We start from the raw sequence: 19,703 nt of genomic DNA, 5'->3' as shown, positions 1-19,703 counted from the left end.
TTGTTTGTTTGAAAACATATGGCTTGCGTTCCATTAGCTAATTATCTCAACACCATCTGCCGGTCTGCATCCAGCCGCACCAGAATGAACAACATCGTAGAAAATGAGATCAGCGAAGTACCGCCATAACTTATGAATGGTAACGGAATACCGATCACCGGGGCCAGACCAATGGTCATACAAATGTTGATCGCAATATGGAAGAAGAAAACGGAAGCCACGCCATATGCATAACAGCGGCTGAACACACTTCGTTGCCGTTCGGCCATATTTACGATCCGCAATAATAAAAAGATATAAATGCCCAGCACGGCCACACAGCCTATAAAGCCGAAGCCTTCGCCGATGGTACAGAAGATAAAGTCGGTACGTTGTTCGGGTACAAAATCAAACCGGGTCTGCGTTCCTTTCAAGAACCCGCGGCCTGCAAAGCCACCACTACCAATGGCGATCTTGCTTTGCCGCACGTTATAGTCCGTGTCCTTTTTCACAGCCACCGGCGCTTCGTCGCCTTCTACCGTATTCAACTTCGCATAGGGGTTCTCCCGGCCGATAAGCGAGAAGATGCGTTCAACCTGGTGCTTCTGTAACACCTTGGTAAATATGAAAGGAACGGCAAAGCGTTGTACGCCCACGCAGCAGGCCCATACCACGGCCACAATGATCACCAGTTCGCGGCGTTGCCTGGTAAAACGCCAGCCAAAATAGATGGTAAGAATGGCAATGGCCGTTAAGATGATCGCCAGTACGTTCTTATCCAATAACAAGGTAGCTACTACCAGCACAGCCAGCGAAAAACCAACGATCAGGTAACCGGCGGGTAATCCTTCCCGGAACATCACCAGGAAGAAAGCTAGGAATACCAGGGCAAGCCCGGTCTCCTTTTGTGCGATCGTGATCAGTGCCGGTAAAAAGATAATGCCCGCTGCCATCAGGTGCGAGCTTGTTTTATTAAAATCCGTTTCTACGCGCGACAGGTATTTTGCCAGCGCCAGGCACACAAATAATTTCGCCAGCTCCGCAGGCTGTAAATTGAAGCCGCCCAAACGGATAATAGATTCCGTACCGTGTACATTCGTATGAAAAGGAAACACCAATAGCAGTAGCAGGATGCCGAATGCATACCAGATATTGGCTGTAGCAGTAAAGAATTTACTGTCGGTGAGCAGGATGAATAAGCCAATAAGCAGGGATACTGCAAAAAAGATCAGCTGCTTGCTGTAATCTGTTTTAAAGTTCAAAAAGCTGCGCAGCACATCATCTCCTTCGTGATAGGTCACGGAGAAGATACTCAGCAACCCGATCGCAACCAGGAGCAAATACAGCCAGATCAGGGTTGTATCAACCCCTTTTGAGATGGTAGGATTACGCTGGTTGTTCATGGATTATTTTTATCGGTCGTTGATCGTTTTGCATATAAATTCTTATTGATCATCTGATCCCTTACAGATGTCACCACATTGGAAGCCGGCAAAGGAGCCGTTCTTCTTATCCCGTTATGCGTTGGCATATACTTTCTTATATAAGCGCTGTCTTTGGTCAGGTTAAACCATTTCCAGGCTCTTGTGGAATCCGTTATGAATTGTACCCGGGGCAAAAAGTCGGGCATAATGTTGGCCTCCGAAATGCGTTTCACTTCGGCCATACGTTCCGTTCTGAGAGAATCGGTAAGGTATTTTTCCACGATCAATGATCCGATAGGTGCTGCCCAGGTGGCGCCGTAGCCCGCATTCTCCACTACCACCGCCACACAGATCTTGGGATCTTCGCGCGGGGCGAAACATACGAACATGGAGTTATCTTTTAACTGGATCACTTTTCCATCAAGGCCGCGTTTGTTTTCGGCAGTACCTGTTTTGGCGCAGATATTAATTCCCGGAATGCGGGCGACCTTCGCCGTACCGTTCTCCACCACATCCTGCATGCCATCCTGCACGATCTCATATACATCATCGGGAATATGGGTCAGTACCTCATGTTTTTGCCGGAATTTGTTCAATACGGTGTCTTTCTCTGTTTCGTTTTCAATATTCTTTACAAAATGCGGTATGTAATAAAATCCTTTGTTCGCGATGATAGCCATGGTGTTGGCCATCTGTAAAGGCGTAACGGTCAATTTATCCTGCCCGATACCGATGGTAACCATGGTACAGGAGTTCCAGGAGCGCCGGTATTCTTTATCATATTGGGTGGTGTCGGGCACATTGCCGCCGTCTTCACTGGGCAGGTCGACCCCGATGCGATGCCCCATACCGAAAGCCCGCATGTATTCCGTCCACTTTACAAGCCCCGCACGCGAACTGTGATAGGCCGGGTTATCGAGGGTTCTTCTGAAAACGTCTGAAAAGAAGGAGTTGCAGGACCAGGCAATGGACAGCCGCAAATTAGCAGAGTGCCCCTGCCAGTGTTCTGTACAACGAACGACCCGGTTACAACCATAATAAGCGCCGGTACATCCTATACCACTTGATGGGCTGATGACGCCTTCATCCAATGCGATCAATGCACCCAGGGGTTTATAGGTTGAGCCTGGCGGATACTGTCCTTTGATGGCCCGGTTCAACAAAGGCGCCGAAACATCGAGCACCATTTTCGTGTAGTTCGTTTGTTTGTCTGGCCCCGTTAACGCATTCGGATCGAAATTAGGACCTGAAGCCATGGCCAGGATGCCCCCGGTTTTAGGATCAAGCGCTACCACGGAGCCTACTTTGCCGCTGATCAGTTTCTCAGCGAGCTGCTGCAGCTCAATGTCGATATAGGTATGCAGGTTACGGCCCCGGATCGCGGGCGTATCAAAGCGGCCTTTTTCATAATTTCCCACCAGGCGGTTCTTGTTGTCTTTCAGCAGGAACTCAACGCCGCGCTGGCCCATCAGCACTCTTTCATAATAGGCTTCCATACCGTTACGGCCCACATAGTCGCCCATATGGTAAAAACCGCCCGAGCGTTTGATGATATTGGAGTCTGCCTCCCCGATGTATCCCATAATATGGGCAGCTGCATTGAAGGGGTATACCCGAACCGGACGTTCTACCAGGGCAAAACCCGGGAATTTCCAGATATTCTCATCCAGACGGGCCTGTAATTGCGGTTCCAACAGGTCTTCAAAAATGGAAGGACGGTAAGGCCCGTTCTTTATACGTGCCTCCAGGATCCGTTTTTTAAATTCTGCGGTATCGATACCGAGGATCTCACACAAACCGAATGTATCAGTTTTTCGCGCCTCATTAGGTACTACCACCAGGTCATACATGATGGTGTTATTTAATATAGGCCGGTTCTTCCGGTCATAAATGATACCCCGGTCAGGATATTTTACCTTGGCAAACACCGCATTATCCATAGCCAGTTGCTTGTATTTGCCCTGAATGATCTGAAGATTAAATAACTGAACTACGATAATGAGGAAGAGTCCAAGGAATATCAGGCGAATTATATTACTTCTTGACTGATTAAATACAGACATAGGACTTAAAGTACATTACAGCACTAATTACCAAAGAAAAAATGAATAATTTATTGTAAACGAAGTTAAATCTTTTTTGGGCCGCGGGGCGCCAGGCCTAGGCCGTGTTCGTCCGGAATTTCTCTTTCCGGAAGAAAAGCAGCTCGGTAATAAGTATTAACATCAAACTGACGCCAGATGTTGCCAACACTTTTCCCAGGAAGAACAGGAATGATCCAAATTGCAGCCATTCAAGTAATACGAGATAGGCATGATGCAGCAGCGTTAAAACAACCACATAGATCGCATACGGGGCCCATCCCATACTTACCGGGGATGGCGATCTGTAGTTCTGTTCAGCGCCTTCCTGGGGTATCAGAATATTTACCACAAAACCGCGCAGATAGGCGATCAGGGTGCAGGCGGCAGCATGCAAACCGGGGGTTTGGGTGAAATAGTCCAGGGTAAGGCCAAACAAAAAGCTCACGAGCATCAGGCTCATTCTGCCCAGGCTAAAGGGCAGCCAGAGCACATACAGGTAATATATGTACGGTACTACAAACTCGTGCAGGGGGCGTATCTGGAACAATACATAATACTGCACCAGAATAAACAAAACAAACCGAATCGTATTACGTACCAGGTCGCTCATTGGTTAATTTTATTGGTTTCTTCTTCCAGCTTGGCCTGCTCGTCCTTCAACAGATTTTCAATCACCGTAACATACTGCACATTAAAGAAATTGGTAGCCGGTTTTAACCGTAATGTATAAAAGCTGCTGGTTTTGTCGTCAACTACATCCATTACAGTGCCAACTAATATACCCTGTGGAAAACGGTAAGAAGCATATTGGCTGGTAACCACCGAATCGCCTTTAGCCACCTGGGCGCTTTTAGGTATGTTCTTCAGGGTAATATATAACGGACTATTACCATCCCAGAATACCTGGCCGGTCTCGCCGGTTTTCTTAAGACTGGCATATACTTTTGATTGGCGGTGTAAGAGGCTCATTACCACTGCATAATTGCTGCTGGTATTGATCACCACCCCTACCACGCCGGAGGGACTGATAACGCCCATATTTTTATGAATGCCCTGTTTTTCGCCCCTGTTGATGGTAAGGGTGTTATTGGGCAGGCTAACGGTATTGTTAACAACCCGGGCGCTGCGGTACAGGTATTTGCGAAAATGCCCCAGCGTGTCGAAGGGAACCGTATCCTGTACTAATTTCTGGGTTGTATCGGGACTTTCGAAGTTGGTAAGCAGCTTGTTACGCAGTTCCTCGTTCTCTTTGGCGAGTGCGTCGTTCGTCTTTTTCAGGTGAAAGTAATAGGTAACGTTGTTGTATTTGCCACCGATGCTGCCGGTTAATTCATTGGCAACCCCTGAAAAAACAGCCTCATGGAATTTATTATAGTGAAAAAGGATGTACAGGGCCGCAATCTGCAGCACCACGAAGAATACAAAATTGAAGTACCTCCTGATGAAGAGAAAAATATTACGCACCTGCAGAAAATTTAGAAAATTCAAAATCCTGTTGGCTTCTTCAAACAGGATTTTTGCAATGTTGAAAGTATCAGGACCAACTACCGCATCACAAACGGATAGCGATCATAATTTTTCAGCGCCAGGCCGGTTCCGCGCACAACGCTTTTTAACGGATCATCAGCCACATGCACAGGCAATTTAATTTTTTGGCTTAAGCGTTTATCCAGTCCGCGCAGCAAGGCTCCGCCGCCGGTAAGGTATAAACCGCGTCTGTAAATATCAGCAGCCAGCTCGGGCGGGGTCATTTCGAGCGCTTTCAGGATCGCTTCTTCGATCTTAAAAATGCTTTTATCGAGCGCTTCGGCTATTTCCTGGTAGCTGACCATGATCTGTTTGGGAATACCGGTTACCAGGTCACGACCGTTTACAGGAATATCATCCGGTGGGTTATCCAGGTCTTTCATTGCCGCACCGATGTTTATTTTTATCTGCTCGGCAGTACGTTCACCGATCAACAGGCTATGGTAGCGGCGAAGGGCCTCCATAATATCGGCAGTGAATTCATCACCGGCAATACGGATACTCTGATCACAAACAATACCGGCCAGGGCGATCACGGTAATTCCCGTTGTACCACCGCCAATGTCAATGATCATGTTACCAACCGGCTCCTCTACATCAATTCCAATTCCAAGGGCTGCTGCCATGGGCTCGTGCAACAGGTAAACTTCCTTGGCGCCGGCTTGCTCGGCACTGTCACGTACCGCTCTTTTTTCTACCTCGGTAATGCTTGAGGGGATACAGATCATCATCCGCCAGCTTGGGGGGAACAAAGGTTTTTTGGGATAGATCATTTTGATCATTTCCCGGATCATTAATTCAGCAGCGTTAAAGTCGGCGATTACTCCGTCCTTCAGGGGGCGCACCGTGCGGATGCTCTCATGGGTCTTTTCATGCATCATCAAAGCCCGTTTCCCTACTGCAAGTACCGTTTTGGGGTTATTTCGGTCAAGCGCAACAATACTCGGTTCATTCACCACTACTTCGTCATTATGTATGATTAGGGTATTGGCAGTGCCCAGATCGATGGCAATCTCCTGGGTGAAAAAGTTGAATAAGCCCATTTAGAAGGTCAGATTTTGGATTGAATGTAATGCATGCAAAATTGAAGCAAATAATTCGAATTAACAAAGCACAACCTTTACAGGATCAAGTATTTTTTTTCTGGTACAAAATTCGCTTATCGTTGTTACTGCTTTCCGCTACAGTTCCGGCGCGGAAGGCTGTGTATTGCTATTCTGTGTTATATCTTATCCTGCATTTTCTACCTTGGTTGTACCGCACAAAAACGCGGGAAAAGTTATTGAACTAACGTTATACAGAAACGTTAATTGTTGGCTCTGGTTTAAATAGTTTGAAAGCTGTTTTTGATGCCGGTTGACGATCTCATTTTTCTGAAAAACCACCCTGGGTTACCGACCACTTTTTTCACCAACTTACTTACTGTCGCCGTATAAATCACATGCAGCCATTTTGCGTACTAATACCCGGATCGGCTGCATTTTGTCGTTGCCTGCTTCCGCCTTCCTGCCATGACCACGCCGGGCAATAAACGATTCATAATCGCTTAACCCACAAATCCCAGTCGCTTTTCCATCTCGGCACTCAACACCGGCAATTTCTTTCTTTCGATCAGGAAACTGGTAAGGCGGGCTATTTCAACGAAAATATAGTGTTTGTCCAGGGCGCCTTTCAGGTAATCGCGGCCGGTGCTGCCGCCGGTACCGATGCGTGTACCGATCATGCGGTGCACCATGTTCATGTGGCGATACCGCCAGGTGCTCAGCTGTTCGTCAATTTCAAGCAAGGCATTCAGCAGCTGAAAAGGAAGCTGCAGTATAGGGTAGCCCCTGTACAACATGATGAAGAGGGCCGCCCGGCTGGCCCGCGGCGATAACTGCCGCTCTTCGCTTTTACCCGCGGCATCGGAAAATACCGAATCAAAATACTGCAGGTTGCCTTGTTCCGCTTCGGCCAGCCCGCCGGAATAAATATTGCGGTAATCGGTCCAGAAAGGTGACCGGCCACCCTCCCATTCTTCCATCGCCGGCACGGTTGTCACAGCCTTGAAATTCCTCCAGTTATCTGTTTCTTCAAAAAAGGGCATGCGTTCGAGCCAGGCGTTCAGCAGTTCAATAAACGACTTTTCGCTTTCTACTTTCCTGATAAGATCGATCTGTTCCTGTCTTAACTGCGAAATATAGTATTCCTGGCCATGGCGATGCTGGTATTTGAGGCCCAGCTTAGCTTCTACCAGCTTGAACTGCCAGCTTTGAAAACCTGAAGCGGGGCGCAACATATCCCTGAAATCGAGAAAATCCATGGGGGTCATGGTTTCCATAATATCGATCTGGTGCACCGCTACTTTTAAGATAGTGACCATGCGGTTTAACCGATGCACCACGGTTTGCAATTCGGGTGAATTGTCATTAACCGGGTTTTGCATGATACCCGCCACCGATTCAATTTCGTACAGCAATTGCTTAAACCACAGCTCGTATGCCTGGTGAATGATGATGAACAACATTTCATCATGGGCATGCTGTTGCAGCAGATCGCTTTCTAATGTTTGTGCATTGAGTATTTTCTCTAATTGCAGATAATCACTGTAGTGTACTTGTTTTTGCATCTAAACGATTTTATGCATTCCTGGAAATGCCGAACGGTAAATGCCTAAAGCTTAAAGGAGCGTTTCGCATATCTATTCAAATTCGAAGCCGATATCCTGGCGGTAATACATCCCGTCGAAGGACAGCTGGTTCAGCACTTCTTTGGATTTTACGACGGCTGAGCTCACTGTATTACCATAAGAAGTTACCGCCAGTACCCGGCCGCCACTGGTTACCACATTACCATCTTTCTCTGCAGTACCTGCATGAAAGACCAGGCTGTCGGCAGGCAGCGGTTTATTTAATCCTTCAATAACAAATCCTTTTTCATAATTGCCGGGATAACCACCGCTTACAGCCATTACGGTACAGGCGTACCGTTTGTCCTGTTCTATTTTTATGTTGCCAAGCGTACCATTACCGGCGGCCATAAAGAGTTCCACCAGGTCGGTTTTCAACCTGGGCATCACCACTTCGGTTTCAGGATCACCCATGCGGCAATTGTATTCAATAACATAAGGCTCATCCCCTACTTTGATCAGGCCAAAAAAGATGAAGCCCGTATAATCGATGTTCTCCTTTTCCAAACCGCGAACTGTTGGTTGTATCACTCTTTCCTCTACCTTTTTCATGAAAGTAGCATCAGCAAATGGGACCGGGCTTACAGCGCCCATTCCACCGGTGTTCAGCCCGGTATCGCCCATCCCGATCCGTTTGTAATCCTTGGCTTCGGGCAGGATCACATACTCTTTACCATTGGTAAGAACAAATACGCTGAGCTCGATACCATTCAGGAACTCTTCTATCACCACTTTCTTGCTGGCATCGCCAAACTTGCTGTGCTGCAGCATCAGTTCATATTCGGCAACCGCTTCAATATGCGACTGGCAAATAAGCACGCCCTTACCGGCGGCCAGGCCATCGGCTTTCAATACAATGGGTAGGGCATGTTGCTGTAAATAGGGTATTCCTTCTTCATAGTTAGTTTCATCAAACTCGCGGTAAGCAGCGGTTGGAATGCCATGCCGGATCATGAATTTTTTCGCAAAGGCCTTGCTGCCTTCGAGCTGGGCGCCATATTGGGATGGACCGATCACCGTAACCTGCTGCAGCTGTTCGTCTTTCTTAAAAAAGTCGGTTACGCCTTTCACCAGTGGTTCTTCAGGACCCACCACCAGTAAGGAAATTCCTTTGTCGAGCACCAATTGTTTGATAGCGCCAAAATCGGTGATCGATACATTTACATTCGTGCCGTACTGCGATGTGCCGGCATTTCCCGGCGCAATAAACAGCTGATCACATTGTTTACTTTGTGCAAGTTTCCAGGCCAGGGCATGTTCCCGGCCACCAGAGCCTAAGAGTAAAATATTCATGATTAAAAAGTGAAGTAGTTTTGCCGCGGCGAATTTCGGTATTCGGGGGGGATTAATGAATTTTAATTCTTTCACCTACAATAGGGGCGGCCAGGGCTTTTGAGGCTTGCCGGGCGTTTTTAGCCGTATTGGTACACTGGTTTTCAAAACGTTATGAATTAAAGCGCCAGAGACAGGCGGCAACCAATATAAATGTTTGAAAAACAATGCGCTGCCACAAGCGTTTTGCTCTTTGGTTACCTATTGTTTACCTTTTCTTTACCTCGGCTTTACCTTTTGGTTACCTCTAGTTACCTTTTCTTTACCTCCCGGTTACCTCAACACCTCCTTTTCTTTACCCCTGGTTACCCCCCGCTTGCCTTTTCTCCTGGTGACCGTTATGTTAGCTTGATATTGCCTTTACCTTTTTATTTCTCTTTTATTACGTAAAGGGTAAAGAAGACCTAAAGCTAACCAAACCGCAACCAAACGACAACCACACCCCAACATAACGGAAGTATACCCGCGGTGTTAATACGGATCTTCAGGTCTGAAAAGCGGATCAAAACATTAAAATTGGCATAGCTATAAGATATTCTCATTTTAGCAGTATGGAATTTATCACTATTTTGGGCCGTTAAATACTGCACTAACGAATTGCTTGATTTCAAAAACAAAAATTACATGACTGTATGGCTCAAACCGGTACAATAACCCCCGAAGTAATCACTACCGAAGCAACCCCTCCGTCGAAAGGGCATCCCAAAGGCCTGGGAGTACTGTTTGCCACTGAAATGTGGGAACGGTTCAACTTTTACGGCATGCGCACCGTGCTTGCCTTATTTTTATCGCAGGCCCTGTTGATGGGTGAAGAAAGCGCCTCCATTATTTATGGCGGCTATCTGGGCCTCTGTTACCTGACCCCCATGCTGGGCGGTTATATTTCCGACAAATACCTGGGCAACCGGAACTGTATACTATTAGGCGGCGCTGTTCTGGCCATTGGGCAGTTGGTTCTTTTTACCAGCGCCAGTGTTTTTGATTCGAATCTCGAGATGGCCAAAACCCTGATGTGGACATCGCTCGGTTTACAAATATTCGGGAACGGCTTTTTTAAACCGAATATCTCTTCTATGGTAGGCCAGCTCTACCCTAAAAATGAAAAGAGCAAGCTCGATTCGGCCTTCACTATATTTTATATGGGTATTAACCTCGGCGCTATCCTCGGCCAGTTTATTTGTCCGCTCGTGGGCGACGTGGTGCATACCGTTAAACAAGCCGATGGCACGGAGAAAGTGATCCGTGACCTCACTGCCTTTAAATGGGGATTCCTGGCAGCCAGTATTGCCATGATGCTCGGCACCATTATCTTTTTCTTCCTGAAAAATAAATATGTGGTTACGCCAACCGGTGAACCTATTGGCGCCAGACCCGACAAAAACGTCGTTCATGAAGGCGAAGCCACGCACGCTAAATTCAGCAGGCAGTCGGTGATCCTGCTTTTCGGCCTGCTGGTGATCTTTTATTTTTCTATTCAATATTTATCATGGGATAGCATAAAATATCCTTTGGCAAGCACCGATGGCGGATCAACCATTGGCGCTTATTTCAAAGCCCTGGGCCTTTCGCCGATCAAAACATATGTGTATCCCTTCATTTATGCAGCCGGTTTAAGCCTGGCCATATTTATCTTAACCGATAAATCGCTTACCCGGGTTGAAACCCAGCGCATCCTGGTATTATATGTAGTGGCCTTTTTTGTGATCTTCTTCTGGTCGGCTTTTGAACAAAGCGGCTCCTCGCTCACCTTTATTGCCGATAAACAAACCGATACCCGCATTCTTGGCTGGGCGATGCCTCCAAGTATGGTGCAAATATTCAATGGGGTGTTTGTGGTGGTGTTCGCCATTCCTTTCAGCATCATGTGGCTGAAATTGCAGCGCCGCGGCCTGGAACCTATTTCAACGGTAAAGCAGTCCATTGGTCTGTTGCTGATCGGCCTGGGTTATTTCATTATTGCGACGCAGGTAAAGGGACTGGAAACCTCAGACAAGATCGGCATCATCTGGCTGATCATTTTATACCTGCTGCATACCTGGGGTGAATTGTGTTTATCGCCCATTGGCTTGTCACTCGTGGCCAAACTGGCTCCCAAACGTTTTGGTTCTTTATTAATGGGCGTTTGGTTCCTGGGCAACGCGGCGGGGTATGCATTGACCGGTACCCTCGGCGCTTTGTTGCCGCCTACCGGCGATAAATATCAAACGGCTGCCGAGAAAGGCATCAATTTACAGGGCATCTTAGACAAGACCGTTCAGCCGACCGGCGAGCAACTGGCATTTTTAGCTGAGAAAAAGATCCCTGTTACCTATCCCACTTTCGCCGGATTTACGATCCACAACCTGTACGAATTCTTCATGGTGTTTGTAATTCTCTGCGGCGCCGCTGCGGCATTATTGTATGCATTAACGCCCCTGTTGAAGAGAATGATGCATGGAGTTCGTTAGGAGAGGGCAACGAGGCAACAAGGCATAAAGGCAGATTGAACTTTACGGCTCACTATTCAATTTGCTTCAAAAAATACAAATAGTTTATAAAAAGCAAAAGGCATCCGGACGATCCGGATGCCTTTTTTTATTATTTAAATCTGATCATTCTATGCGGAGCGGCTGTTCCTTTATGCCTCTATGCCTTTTTAGCTAATTCATTTTAAACGGAACGATCATTTCGAAAACGGGAATGTTCACATCGAAGGAGGTTTTGTTCAGCAGGTTCTCCATCAGGTAGGTGCCATGCATTTTACCCATTTCGCTGCGCAGGTTGCAACCACTTACATATTGATAGCGTTCACCGGGCTGCAGCGTGGGTTGCACACCTACCACACCTTCTCCTTCCACCTCGCGGTTGGTGCCATTGCTATCGATAATATACCAGTGGCGGCGATGCAGCTTAACCGGAAAATTATTGTGGTTTTCGATGGTTATCCGATAGGCAAACATATACTCACCCGATACAGGGTTGGAATAATCGGGCTGGTAAAACGTTTCGACACTTATTTCTATGCCTTCGGAAATCTTTGAGACCATTACGCTAACAGTTTGGAATTTAAAGATAATCAAAAATAAAAGCCAGCCATAGCAATTATTCACGTTTTAATATGAATTGTGGGGTTTATAGCTAATTTTGCCCCGGATTTATTCACATCGACGAAAATTTATCGATCTAACATGGAATTTTAGCGATAACCAATTCATTCTTAACCTGTAATAATTTATTAGTTATTGCGACCAGTTACATGTGGCTTTATTTATAAAAAACAAAAACTAAATACACATGAAAATTGCAGTGGCTAAAGGCGACGGCATAGGACCCGAGATCATGAGTGCCGTTTTAAAAATTTTTGATGCCAACAAGGTGCCCCTTGAATACGAAATGGTAGATATGGGCAAATGGGTATTCGATAAAGGTTTTTCAAACGGCATGACGCCCGAAGCCCAGCAAACCATCGAGCGGCTTGGCATATTGTTCAAAGGACCCATGGAAACGCCTAAAGGCAAAGGGGTTAAAAGTGTGAACGTTACTGCCCGCAAAACCTGGAATACCTATGCCAATAAACGCGTATTTCAAACCCTCCACGGCGTTGATACCGTTTTCTCCAAGGCCGGCATTCCCATCGACATTACAGTGGTACGTGAGAATATTGAAGATACTTACGGTGGTATAGAGCACATGCTTACGCATGACGTGGCATTGAGCCGGCGCTTTATTACCCGCCCCGGAAGCATGCAGGTGATCCGTTATGCATTCGAAATGGCACGCCAGAAGAAAGCCCGCCGTATTACTTGTGGTCACAAGGCCAACATCATGAAAATTACCGATGGCCTGTTCCTGGAATGCTTTTATGAAGTAGCTAAGGAATATCCTGATCTGAAAGCAGACGATATCATCGTTGACGACCTTTGTATGAAACTGGTTACCCGCCCGGATACATTTGATGTAGTGGTATTGACCAATCTGCAGGGTGATATCGTGTCTGACCTCTGCGCCGGCCTGGTAGGTGGATTGGGGTTTGCGCCCAGCGCCAATATCGGCGACCATATTTGTATATTCGAAGCGGTGCATGGTACAGCGCCTGATATTGCGGGTAAGAACATTGCGAACCCCACTGCCTTATTATTGAGCGGCTTTGCCATGCTTCGTCACCTGGGACTTACTGAAAATGCGGCTGTAATTGAAAACGCGTTGCTGTATACGCTCGAGCAGGGTATTCACACCGGTGATTTCGGCGATAAAAGCAAACCGAGCCTGAATACCACCCAGTTTGCGGAAGCCATTATCAGCAATTTTGGTAAAAAGCCCGAGTTAAATGCCAAGGAGTTATTAGCGAATAAACCGGGAACGCCCACTCCTTTGAAGCTCGAACGAAACACCATGCTGGAGTCGAAAGAGATCGAAAATGAAAAGATCATCGGGGTTGATATGTTCATCGAAAGCAATGAACAACCGGATGTTATTGCTAAAAAATGCCAGCGTCATGGTGGCGTGAAGTTCAACCTCATCAATATCAGCAACCGGGGCACCCAGGTATGGCCTACCGGGTCTGTTTACACGAATCTGGTAAACCAATACAATGTGCGCTTTGAAAGCATTGATAATTACCCGCTGAACCAGCAGGATATCATTGGCCTCTATGTTAGTTTAAGTGGAGATTTCAAGATCGCGAGCATTGAATTGCTGAACATGTGGGGCGATAAGAAATCGTATAGTTCAGCGGCCGGACAGTAATCAATAGGCAATAGACAATAGACAAAAGGGAATTGACAATAGGCAAAAGGATCGCGACAATAGAAATGTGGCGATCCTTTTTGCATGATATAAAGCCTAAAAACTTAACTTAAAATATAATCATCATCCATAGAAAAAACAGGAGTACCATACCTGAGACAGACAGCAATAATGATCTTTGTGCACTTTGCTTTTTATTTATATTATCTTCTTTATTATTGACCCTTAGCAATTTTAAGGAGATCACCATATACATTACCAAAAAGCCGAATAACATAAGCATGATCAGCGTGAAGATCACACCTAAATAAAAAAGAAAAATCTCGAACATGTGTAGGGATTAGGGTTTACGATATTGTCAATTGTCCATTGCTTATTGCCTGTTGACTCAGCCCGCTTTCTTACTATTCTTATACCCATTCTTCAGCAACCACTGCATTACCTTCTCGCGCTGATCGCCCTGGATGATTATTTCACCATCTTTGGCCGAACCGCCGGTGCCGCAATAATTCTTCAGCTTTTTACCCAGGTCTTCCAAATCTTCTGTGGTACCAATAAAACCGGTGATCAGGGTTACCGCTTTCCCGGCGCGTTGTTTGGTATCTAACCATACCCGCAATTTCTGTTGTTCGGGCGTTAGGGTATGCACGGCTTCCTGCTCTTCTTCAAACTTGAAATCGGGATCTGTACTATAGACAAAACCTTTACTATCTGGTTTGTTTTTCTTACTCATTGGTAGTTCCAGCTTTTGTGTTCATCAAACGATCACTGCTTTCAGGCTCAGATCAAGGCTTACCGCCTGGTGAATGAGTGCGCCTACACTTACGTAATCAACACCAGTGGCGGCGTAATCGGTAATATTATCGAGGGTAATTCCACCACTGGCTTCAGTCTCAAAGTGATTGTTTATTATTTTCAAGGCCTGCGACAGCATTTCCGGGGTGAAATTATCCAGCATAATGCGGTCGACCTTTCCAAACGCCACCACCTTTTTTACATCCTCGAGGCTGCGGGTCTCTACTTCGATCTTTAAGCCCGGTTTAACCTGCTTCACATACGTATGTGCTCTTTCAATCGCTTTTTCCAGGCCGCCACAGTAATCAATATGATTATCCTTCAGCATGATCATATCATACAAACCCATGCGGTGATTATGACCGCCCCCGATGCGCACCGCCTCTTTTTCCAGCAGGCGAAAACCGGGTGTTGTTTTACGGGTGTCCAGTAAACGGGTCGCATACCCTTTCAGCCGGTCGGTATACGCACGGGTAAGTGTCGCAATGCCGCTCATCCGCTGCATACAGTTCAGCACCAGCCGTTCGCATTGGAGAATGGTATGAATGGAAGCAATGACCTCAAAAGCATTTTCACCGGCTTCCATATGATCGCCGTCTTTTTTAAAAGCGATAAACCGGGCCGACGGTTCTTTATACCTGAAAACAGCTTCGGCCACCTGCATGCCGGCCATGGTGCCAGACTGCTTGATCTTTAACACAGCTTTACCTTTTGCATCTGCCGGGATCACTGACAGCGTGGAATGATCGCCATCGCCGGTATCTTCCTGCAGGGCAGACGCAATCAGATGATGAAGCTGTTCATTGAATGTAAACATGCTACAAAGGTAATCAATTGCCAAGCGGCAATAAGCAACCGGCAAAAAATCACTTAGGCACCAGGTTTACCTGGCACCTGAACTATAAAAGCCGTTTTTCCCTTGCCTGATGGTTATTGATTGTCTGTTGCCTGTTCCCGGCGGTTATTCCATGATCTCAAAACCAAGCTCCTGAACAACCTGCTGGTCGCCCTTTTGCTTCATAAAGAATTTTGTGCGGAAGTTGCCATTTTTGGTTTGCAGTAAACCAATGCAGAACTGGGAGCCATTTTGCTCCCCTTTATGTTTCACTACGAAGTTCTTTACAGTGTTGTTGGCAAAAAAGTCTTTTAAGATCATTTCAGCCTGGCTTTTGCTGTAATTGTCGCTTTTTCCCGGTAATGACAGGTCCACTCGCGAATCGAAATACTTCGATAATTGGGTGGCATTACCAGTCTTCATAGCAGCTACTACGTCGTCGATAGAATAAAGGGGTGAAAATGACACCAGGACCAGCGAAATGGCTACCATCGCAAATCCCAGATACTTTTTCATAAATGTGCAATTTTTACTTTTCACCGCTAAATTCGCTAAAAATATGCCAAAGTAAGAATGCTGCCAAAAATTAGTACTACCGCAGCATTGCATTACCTTTGCAGCTTTCTGTAACAAACCAAACATAATCACTACTTTATATGCAAGCTAATAAGACCATATTAGTCATCATGGACGGTTGGGGCCTTGGAAAGGTTAAATCTTCAGATGCAATTCAGAATGCGAATACGCCCTTTGTAAGCTCTTTGTACGCGAAATATCCTAATACTACCTTAACTACCTGCGGCGAACTGGTTGGTTTACCCGATGGACAAATGGGAAACAGCGAGGTAGGTCACCTGAACCTGGGCGCCGGCCGCATCGTTTACCAGGAATTGCAACGCATCAATGTAGCTGTGCGCGATGGTTCCTTCTTCAAAAATGAAGTATTGTTAAAAGCCATCCGCTACAGCAAAGACAATAAAAAACCGCTGCACCTGATCGGTTTGGTGAGCGATGGCGGTGTGCACTCACATACCAATCACCTGAAAGCACTGGTAACTTTATGCGCCAAAGAAGGCGTGCAGGATCTGTTTATCCATGCTTTTACCGACGGCCGCGATACCGATCCTAAAAGCGGCCTGGGTTATGTGACCGACTTACAACGCCACCTGAACGAAACTACCGGTAAAATTGCCTCTGTAAGCGGCCGGTATTATGCCATGGACCGCGATAAACGGTGGGAACGCGTTAAACTTGCCTACGACACCCTGGTCAATGGCATAGGCGAAAAAGCAAGCGATGCCCTGAAAGCCATTGAACAATCATATGCTGCGAACGTGACCGATGAATTCATAAAACCAACGGTCATTGTCGGCGCCGATCAAAAACCACTGGCTACTATCCAGGAAGGTGATGCAGTGATCTGCTTTAATTTCCGTACCGACCGTTGCCGCGAGATCACCCAGGTGCTTTCTCAAACCGATATGCCCGATTTCGGCATGAAAAAATTGTCGTTGAACTATACTACCATGACGGAGTATGATAAAACCTTCAACAATGTAGGTGTGGTTTTCGAGAACGACAACCTGAACAATACACTTGGTGAAATACTGGCCAATAATGGTAAAAAACAAATACGCATAGCCGAAACCGAAAAATATCCGCACGTATCTTTCTTTTTTAGCGGCGGCCGTGAAACGCCTTTTGAAGGCGAACGCCGTTTACTGATCCCTTCCCCGAAAGTAGCTACCTACGATCTGAAGCCGGAGATGAGCGCCGTTGAAGTAACGGATGCCATTGTTCCTGAAATTGAAAAGGAATCTGCTGATTTCATTTGCCTGAACTATGCGAATGCCGATATGGTAGGCCATACCGGTGTTTTCTCTGCTGCGGTCAAAGCGGTTGAAACAGTTGACCAATGCGTTGAGCGTGTTGTTACCGCAGCCCTGGAACATGGTTATACGGTCTTCTTAACTGCCGACCATGGTAACGCTGATTACCTCATCAATGAAGATGGCACACCCAATACAGCACATACCCTGAACCTGGTGCCTTTGTTCATTATTGATAAAAACTTTAAGGGAAGCATTAAACCCGGTAAACTGGGCGATATTGCCCCTACTATTCTTACGATGATGAATCTGCCTATCCCTGCAGAAATGACCGGGGAAGTTTTGATTTAAGCGGGGCAAGTAGAAAATGGCTGGTAGGGCGCGTAGGGAATGGCGCGTGGTTAGTGGTAAATGGCCAGGGAGAAAAACATTATCATAGATTTCGCAATAGCGAAGCAGGCGATCTGTTATGAGCCTGGAAATAAAAGCCTTACCAGCCCTAGCTACTTACCGCCAGCTTCAATAAGAGCCCTACCGGCCACAGCTACCAGCCACTACCCACCCTCTATTTACCACTAGCCATTAGCCGCTAGCCTTTCAACTTATCAACCTCCTTCTTCCCTTCGACCTCACTTGCCCGAACCGGCTCGGTTTGTGGTATAAACGACCTTTCGTCTTTGTCATAATCATATGCCCAGCGATGCACTTCCGGGATCTCGTCTTCCCAGTTGCCATGCGGCGGCAGAATGGGGGTGGTCCACTCAAGCGTAGTGGCCTCCCAGGGATTTTTGGTATTTACCTTTCTGCCCTTGAAGATGGAATAAAAGAAGTTGAATACAAAAAGCAGCTGTATGGCAAAAACGATCATCGATGCAATGGTGATGAACTTGTTTACTCCGTCGAAATGATTGAAAGACTCCCATTGGCTATAATCAAAATAACGCCGCGGCACACCTGCCAGTCCGAGGTAATGCATAGGCCAGAAAATGCAATAGGCGCCTACTAATGTGATCCAAAAGTGCAGATAAGATAAGGTTGCGTTCATATGCCGGCCATACATTTTGGGAAACCAATGGTAGATGCCGGCAAACATACCGAACATGGCAGCAACTCCCATTACCAGGTGAAAATGCGCAATGACGAAGTAGGTGTCATGTACGTGGATGTCGATAGTAGAGTTTCCCAGCCAGATGCCGGTAAGGCCGCCGGAAATGAACATACTCACAAACCCGATGGCAAAGAGCATTGCCGGCGTAAAACGGATATTGCCCCGCCATAATGTGGCCAGCCAGTTAAATACCTTTATCGCCGAGGGGATGGCTATCAGCAGGGTTAACAGCACAAATACCGACCCCAGGAAGGGGTTCATACCGGAAACGAACATGTGATGCGCCCATACCAAAAACGATAAGATGGCAATGGCAAACAGTGAGCCTACCATGGCGGTATAACCAAAAATGGGTTTCCGTGCATTGACACTGATCACTTCGGAGGCAATGCCCATGGCCGGGAGAATAACAATATACACTTCAGGATGCCCCAGGAACCAGAACAGGTGCTGGTATAAAATGGCGTTCCCATCTTCGTTTGGCAATGCCTGGTTGGTGGTACTCAGAAAAATATCATCGAGGTAAAAACTGGTGCCCCCATGCCGGTCGAATAGCAATAATATAAAAGCAGATAACAATACGGGGAAGGCCAGTAAACCCAATACAGCGGTGAAGAACAGGGCCCAGACCGTCAACGGTAAGCGGGTCATGGTCATCCCTTTTGTACGCAGGTTCAGGATCGTTGTAATATAATTGACACCGCCCAGCAGGGTGCTCACTACGAACAAGGCAAGGGAGATGAGCCAGTAATCCATCCCTTTTTTCGATCCGGGCTGTGCATCCCCCAGTGCACTTAGTGGCGGATAGGCCGTCCATCCTCCGCTGGCTGGGCCGGTTTGTAGAAATAATGAGCTGAGCATTACGACGCTGGCCGCAAAAAAGAACCAATAAGAAAGCATGTTCAGTAATGGCGAGGCCATATCGCGGGCCCCACACTGTAGTGGGATCAGCAGATTCGCAAAGGTGCCGCTCAGTCCGGCCGTCAATACAAAAAAGATCATGATGGTGCCATGCATGGTCACCAGTGCATAATAAAACTCTGCAGTAATGGCCCCGCCGGTGGCCCAACGGCCGAAAAGGGCTTCCAATACAGGATATTCTTCGCCCGAATAAGCAAGCTGTATCCTGAACAGTACTGAAAAGGCAGCCCCGATGATCGCCCATACCATGCCCGTGATCAGGAACTGCCGGGCGATCATTTTATGGTCCTGGCTAAAAATGTATTTAGTCCAGAAGGATTGAGGATGCGCTGCATGTCCGTCGCCATTATGTACATCTATCACTGCGGCATCAGCTGTATGCCGTTCCAACTCGTTTGCCATACTTCAAGTTTATTTAGTAGAATATTTTTCGCGAAAAGAGCAACTGTATGATCATGTGGTGTTGCGGAGAGAAG

The 19,703-nt window shown here is 46.8% G+C and carries 15 protein-coding genes; 3 read left to right on the top strand and 12 right to left on the bottom strand.

All coding sequences use genetic code 11. From position 1 onward, the window contains the following. Nucleotides 1-41 precede the first annotated feature (41 nt). The 7 genes from rodA to purD all read right to left on the bottom strand — a co-directional run bounded on the left by rodA (nt 42) and on the right by purD (nt 8,975). On the bottom strand, nt 42-1,382 hold the full coding sequence (gene rodA, locus JT717_RS02815) for a rod shape-determining protein RodA (protein WP_205508660.1): 1,341 nt from the start codon (nt 1,380-1,382) through the stop codon (nt 42-44). Continuing rightward, the gene (mrdA, locus tag JT717_RS02810; protein ID WP_205508659.1) at nt 1,379-3,466 is read right to left on the bottom strand and encodes a penicillin-binding protein 2; all 2,088 of its coding nucleotides are present in this window, start codon (nt 3,464-3,466) and stop codon (nt 1,379-1,381) included. The genes rodA and mrdA overlap by 4 nt, the downstream gene beginning before the upstream one ends. 97 nt (nt 3,467-3,563) lie before the next feature. Further along, a complete protein-coding gene (locus JT717_RS02805; protein ID WP_205508658.1) occupies nt 3,564-4,097 on the bottom strand; it encodes a rod shape-determining protein MreD in 534 nt (177 codons plus the stop codon). Continuing rightward, on the bottom strand, nt 4,094-4,951 hold the full coding sequence (gene mreC, locus JT717_RS02800; protein ID WP_205508657.1) for a rod shape-determining protein MreC: 858 nt from the start codon (nt 4,949-4,951) through the stop codon (nt 4,094-4,096). Before mreC ends, JT717_RS02805 begins: the two co-directional genes overlap by 4 nt. Before the next feature lie 80 nt (nt 4,952-5,031). Further along, nucleotides 5,032-6,057, bottom strand: a complete 1,026-nt coding sequence (locus tag JT717_RS02795; RefSeq protein WP_014223005.1) for a rod shape-determining protein — start codon at nt 6,055-6,057, stop codon at nt 5,032-5,034. A 503-nt stretch (nt 6,058-6,560) separates the two neighbouring features. Beyond that, on the bottom strand, nt 6,561-7,622 hold the full coding sequence (locus JT717_RS02790) for a tryptophan 2,3-dioxygenase family protein (RefSeq protein ID WP_205508656.1): 1,062 nt from the start codon (nt 7,620-7,622) through the stop codon (nt 6,561-6,563). A 72-nt stretch (nt 7,623-7,694) separates the two neighbouring features. Further along, nucleotides 7,695-8,975 carry a phosphoribosylamine--glycine ligase gene (gene purD / locus JT717_RS02785; RefSeq protein WP_205508655.1) on the bottom strand — a complete coding sequence of 427 codons (1,281 nt, stop codon included), beginning with the start codon at nt 8,973-8,975 and terminating at the stop codon, nt 7,695-7,697. Nucleotides 8,976-9,646: 671 nt separating this feature from the next. Between purD and JT717_RS02780 the strand changes: the two genes are divergently transcribed. Further along, nucleotides 9,647-11,461, top strand: a complete 1,815-nt coding sequence (locus JT717_RS02780; protein ID WP_205508654.1) for a peptide MFS transporter — start codon at nt 9,647-9,649, stop codon at nt 11,459-11,461. Nucleotides 11,462-11,653: 192 nt separating this feature from the next. On the opposite strand, the gene apaG is transcribed toward JT717_RS02780, so the two are convergent. Next, nucleotides 11,654-12,040, bottom strand: a complete 387-nt coding sequence (gene apaG, locus JT717_RS02775; protein ID WP_081170573.1) for a Co2+/Mg2+ efflux facilitator ApaG/CorD — start codon at nt 12,038-12,040, stop codon at nt 11,654-11,656. A 247-nt stretch (nt 12,041-12,287) separates the two neighbouring features. Here apaG and JT717_RS02770 point away from each other — a divergent pair, with 247 nt between their 5' ends. After that, on the top strand, nt 12,288-13,739 hold the full coding sequence (locus JT717_RS02770) for an NADP-dependent isocitrate dehydrogenase (RefSeq protein ID WP_205508653.1): 1,452 nt from the start codon (nt 12,288-12,290) through the stop codon (nt 13,737-13,739). A gap of 388 nt (nt 13,740-14,127) precedes the next feature. Here JT717_RS02770 and JT717_RS02765 read toward each other — a convergent pair whose 3' ends face one another. From JT717_RS02765 to JT717_RS02755, 3 genes are all read right to left on the bottom strand, one after another. After that, nucleotides 14,128-14,472 carry a translation initiation factor gene (locus JT717_RS02765; protein WP_205508652.1) on the bottom strand — a complete coding sequence of 115 codons (345 nt, stop codon included), beginning with the start codon at nt 14,470-14,472 and terminating at the stop codon, nt 14,128-14,130. A 24-nt stretch (nt 14,473-14,496) separates the two neighbouring features. Further along, complete coding sequence (nadC, locus tag JT717_RS02760; RefSeq protein WP_205508651.1) at nt 14,497-15,351, bottom strand: carboxylating nicotinate-nucleotide diphosphorylase; 855 nt, start codon at nt 15,349-15,351, stop codon at nt 14,497-14,499. A 144-nt stretch (nt 15,352-15,495) separates the two neighbouring features. After that, nucleotides 15,496-15,885: a DUF4783 domain-containing protein gene (locus tag JT717_RS02755; protein WP_205508650.1), complete on the bottom strand. Its 390-nt coding sequence runs from the start codon at nt 15,883-15,885 to the stop codon at nt 15,496-15,498. Nucleotides 15,886-16,025: 140 nt separating this feature from the next. Here JT717_RS02755 and gpmI point away from each other — a divergent pair, with 140 nt between their 5' ends. Then, the gene (gene gpmI / locus JT717_RS02750; protein ID WP_205508649.1) at nt 16,026-17,549 is read left to right on the top strand and encodes a 2,3-bisphosphoglycerate-independent phosphoglycerate mutase; all 1,524 of its coding nucleotides are present in this window, start codon (nt 16,026-16,028) and stop codon (nt 17,547-17,549) included. Nucleotides 17,550-17,787: 238 nt separating this feature from the next. On the opposite strand, the gene JT717_RS02745 is transcribed toward gpmI, so the two are convergent. Continuing rightward, complete coding sequence (locus tag JT717_RS02745; protein WP_205508648.1) at nt 17,788-19,629, bottom strand: cytochrome c oxidase subunit I; 1,842 nt, start codon at nt 19,627-19,629, stop codon at nt 17,788-17,790. Nucleotides 19,630-19,703: the final 74 nt, after the last annotated feature.

It is taken from the genome of Longitalea arenae, from assembly GCF_016924755.1.
Taxonomy (GTDB): domain Bacteria; phylum Bacteroidota; class Bacteroidia; order Chitinophagales; family Chitinophagaceae; genus Niastella; species Niastella arenae.
This window is presented reverse-complemented; position numbering and strand designations above follow the sequence as displayed.

Bases quoted from the DNA above. Each gene is read 5' to 3' on its own strand.
- JT717_RS02755 (WP_205508650.1), bottom strand. From the start codon at position 15,885: ATGAAAAAGTATCTGGGATTTGCGATGGTAGCCATTTCGCTGGTCCTG.
- JT717_RS02770 (WP_205508653.1), top strand. From the start codon at position 12,288: ATGAAAATTGCAGTGGCTAAAGGCGACGGCATAGGACCCGAGATCATG.
- JT717_RS02780 (WP_205508654.1), top strand. From the start codon at position 9,647: ATGGCTCAAACCGGTACAATAACCCCCGAAGTAATCACTACCGAAGCA.
- gpmI (WP_205508649.1), top strand. From the start codon at position 16,026: ATGCAAGCTAATAAGACCATATTAGTCATCATGGACGGTTGGGGCCTT.
- apaG (WP_081170573.1), bottom strand. From the start codon at position 12,040: ATGGTCTCAAAGATTTCCGAAGGCATAGAAATAAGTGTCGAAACGTTT.
- JT717_RS02790 (WP_205508656.1), bottom strand. From the start codon at position 7,622: ATGCAAAAACAAGTACACTACAGTGATTATCTGCAATTAGAGAAAATA.
- rodA (WP_205508660.1), bottom strand. From the start codon at position 1,382: ATGAACAACCAGCGTAATCCTACCATCTCAAAAGGGGTTGATACAACC.
- nadC (WP_205508651.1), bottom strand. From the start codon at position 15,351: ATGTTTACATTCAATGAACAGCTTCATCATCTGATTGCGTCTGCCCTG.
- purD (WP_205508655.1), bottom strand. From the start codon at position 8,975: ATGAATATTTTACTCTTAGGCTCTGGTGGCCGGGAACATGCCCTGGCC.
- JT717_RS02765 (WP_205508652.1), bottom strand. From the start codon at position 14,472: ATGAGTAAGAAAAACAAACCAGATAGTAAAGGTTTTGTCTATAGTACA.
- JT717_RS02805 (WP_205508658.1), bottom strand. From the start codon at position 4,097: ATGAGCGACCTGGTACGTAATACGATTCGGTTTGTTTTGTTTATTCTG.
- JT717_RS02745 (WP_205508648.1), bottom strand. From the start codon at position 19,629: ATGGCAAACGAGTTGGAACGGCATACAGCTGATGCCGCAGTGATAGAT.
- mrdA (WP_205508659.1), bottom strand. From the start codon at position 3,466: ATGTCTGTATTTAATCAGTCAAGAAGTAATATAATTCGCCTGATATTC.
- JT717_RS02795 (WP_014223005.1), bottom strand. From the start codon at position 6,057: ATGGGCTTATTCAACTTTTTCACCCAGGAGATTGCCATCGATCTGGGC.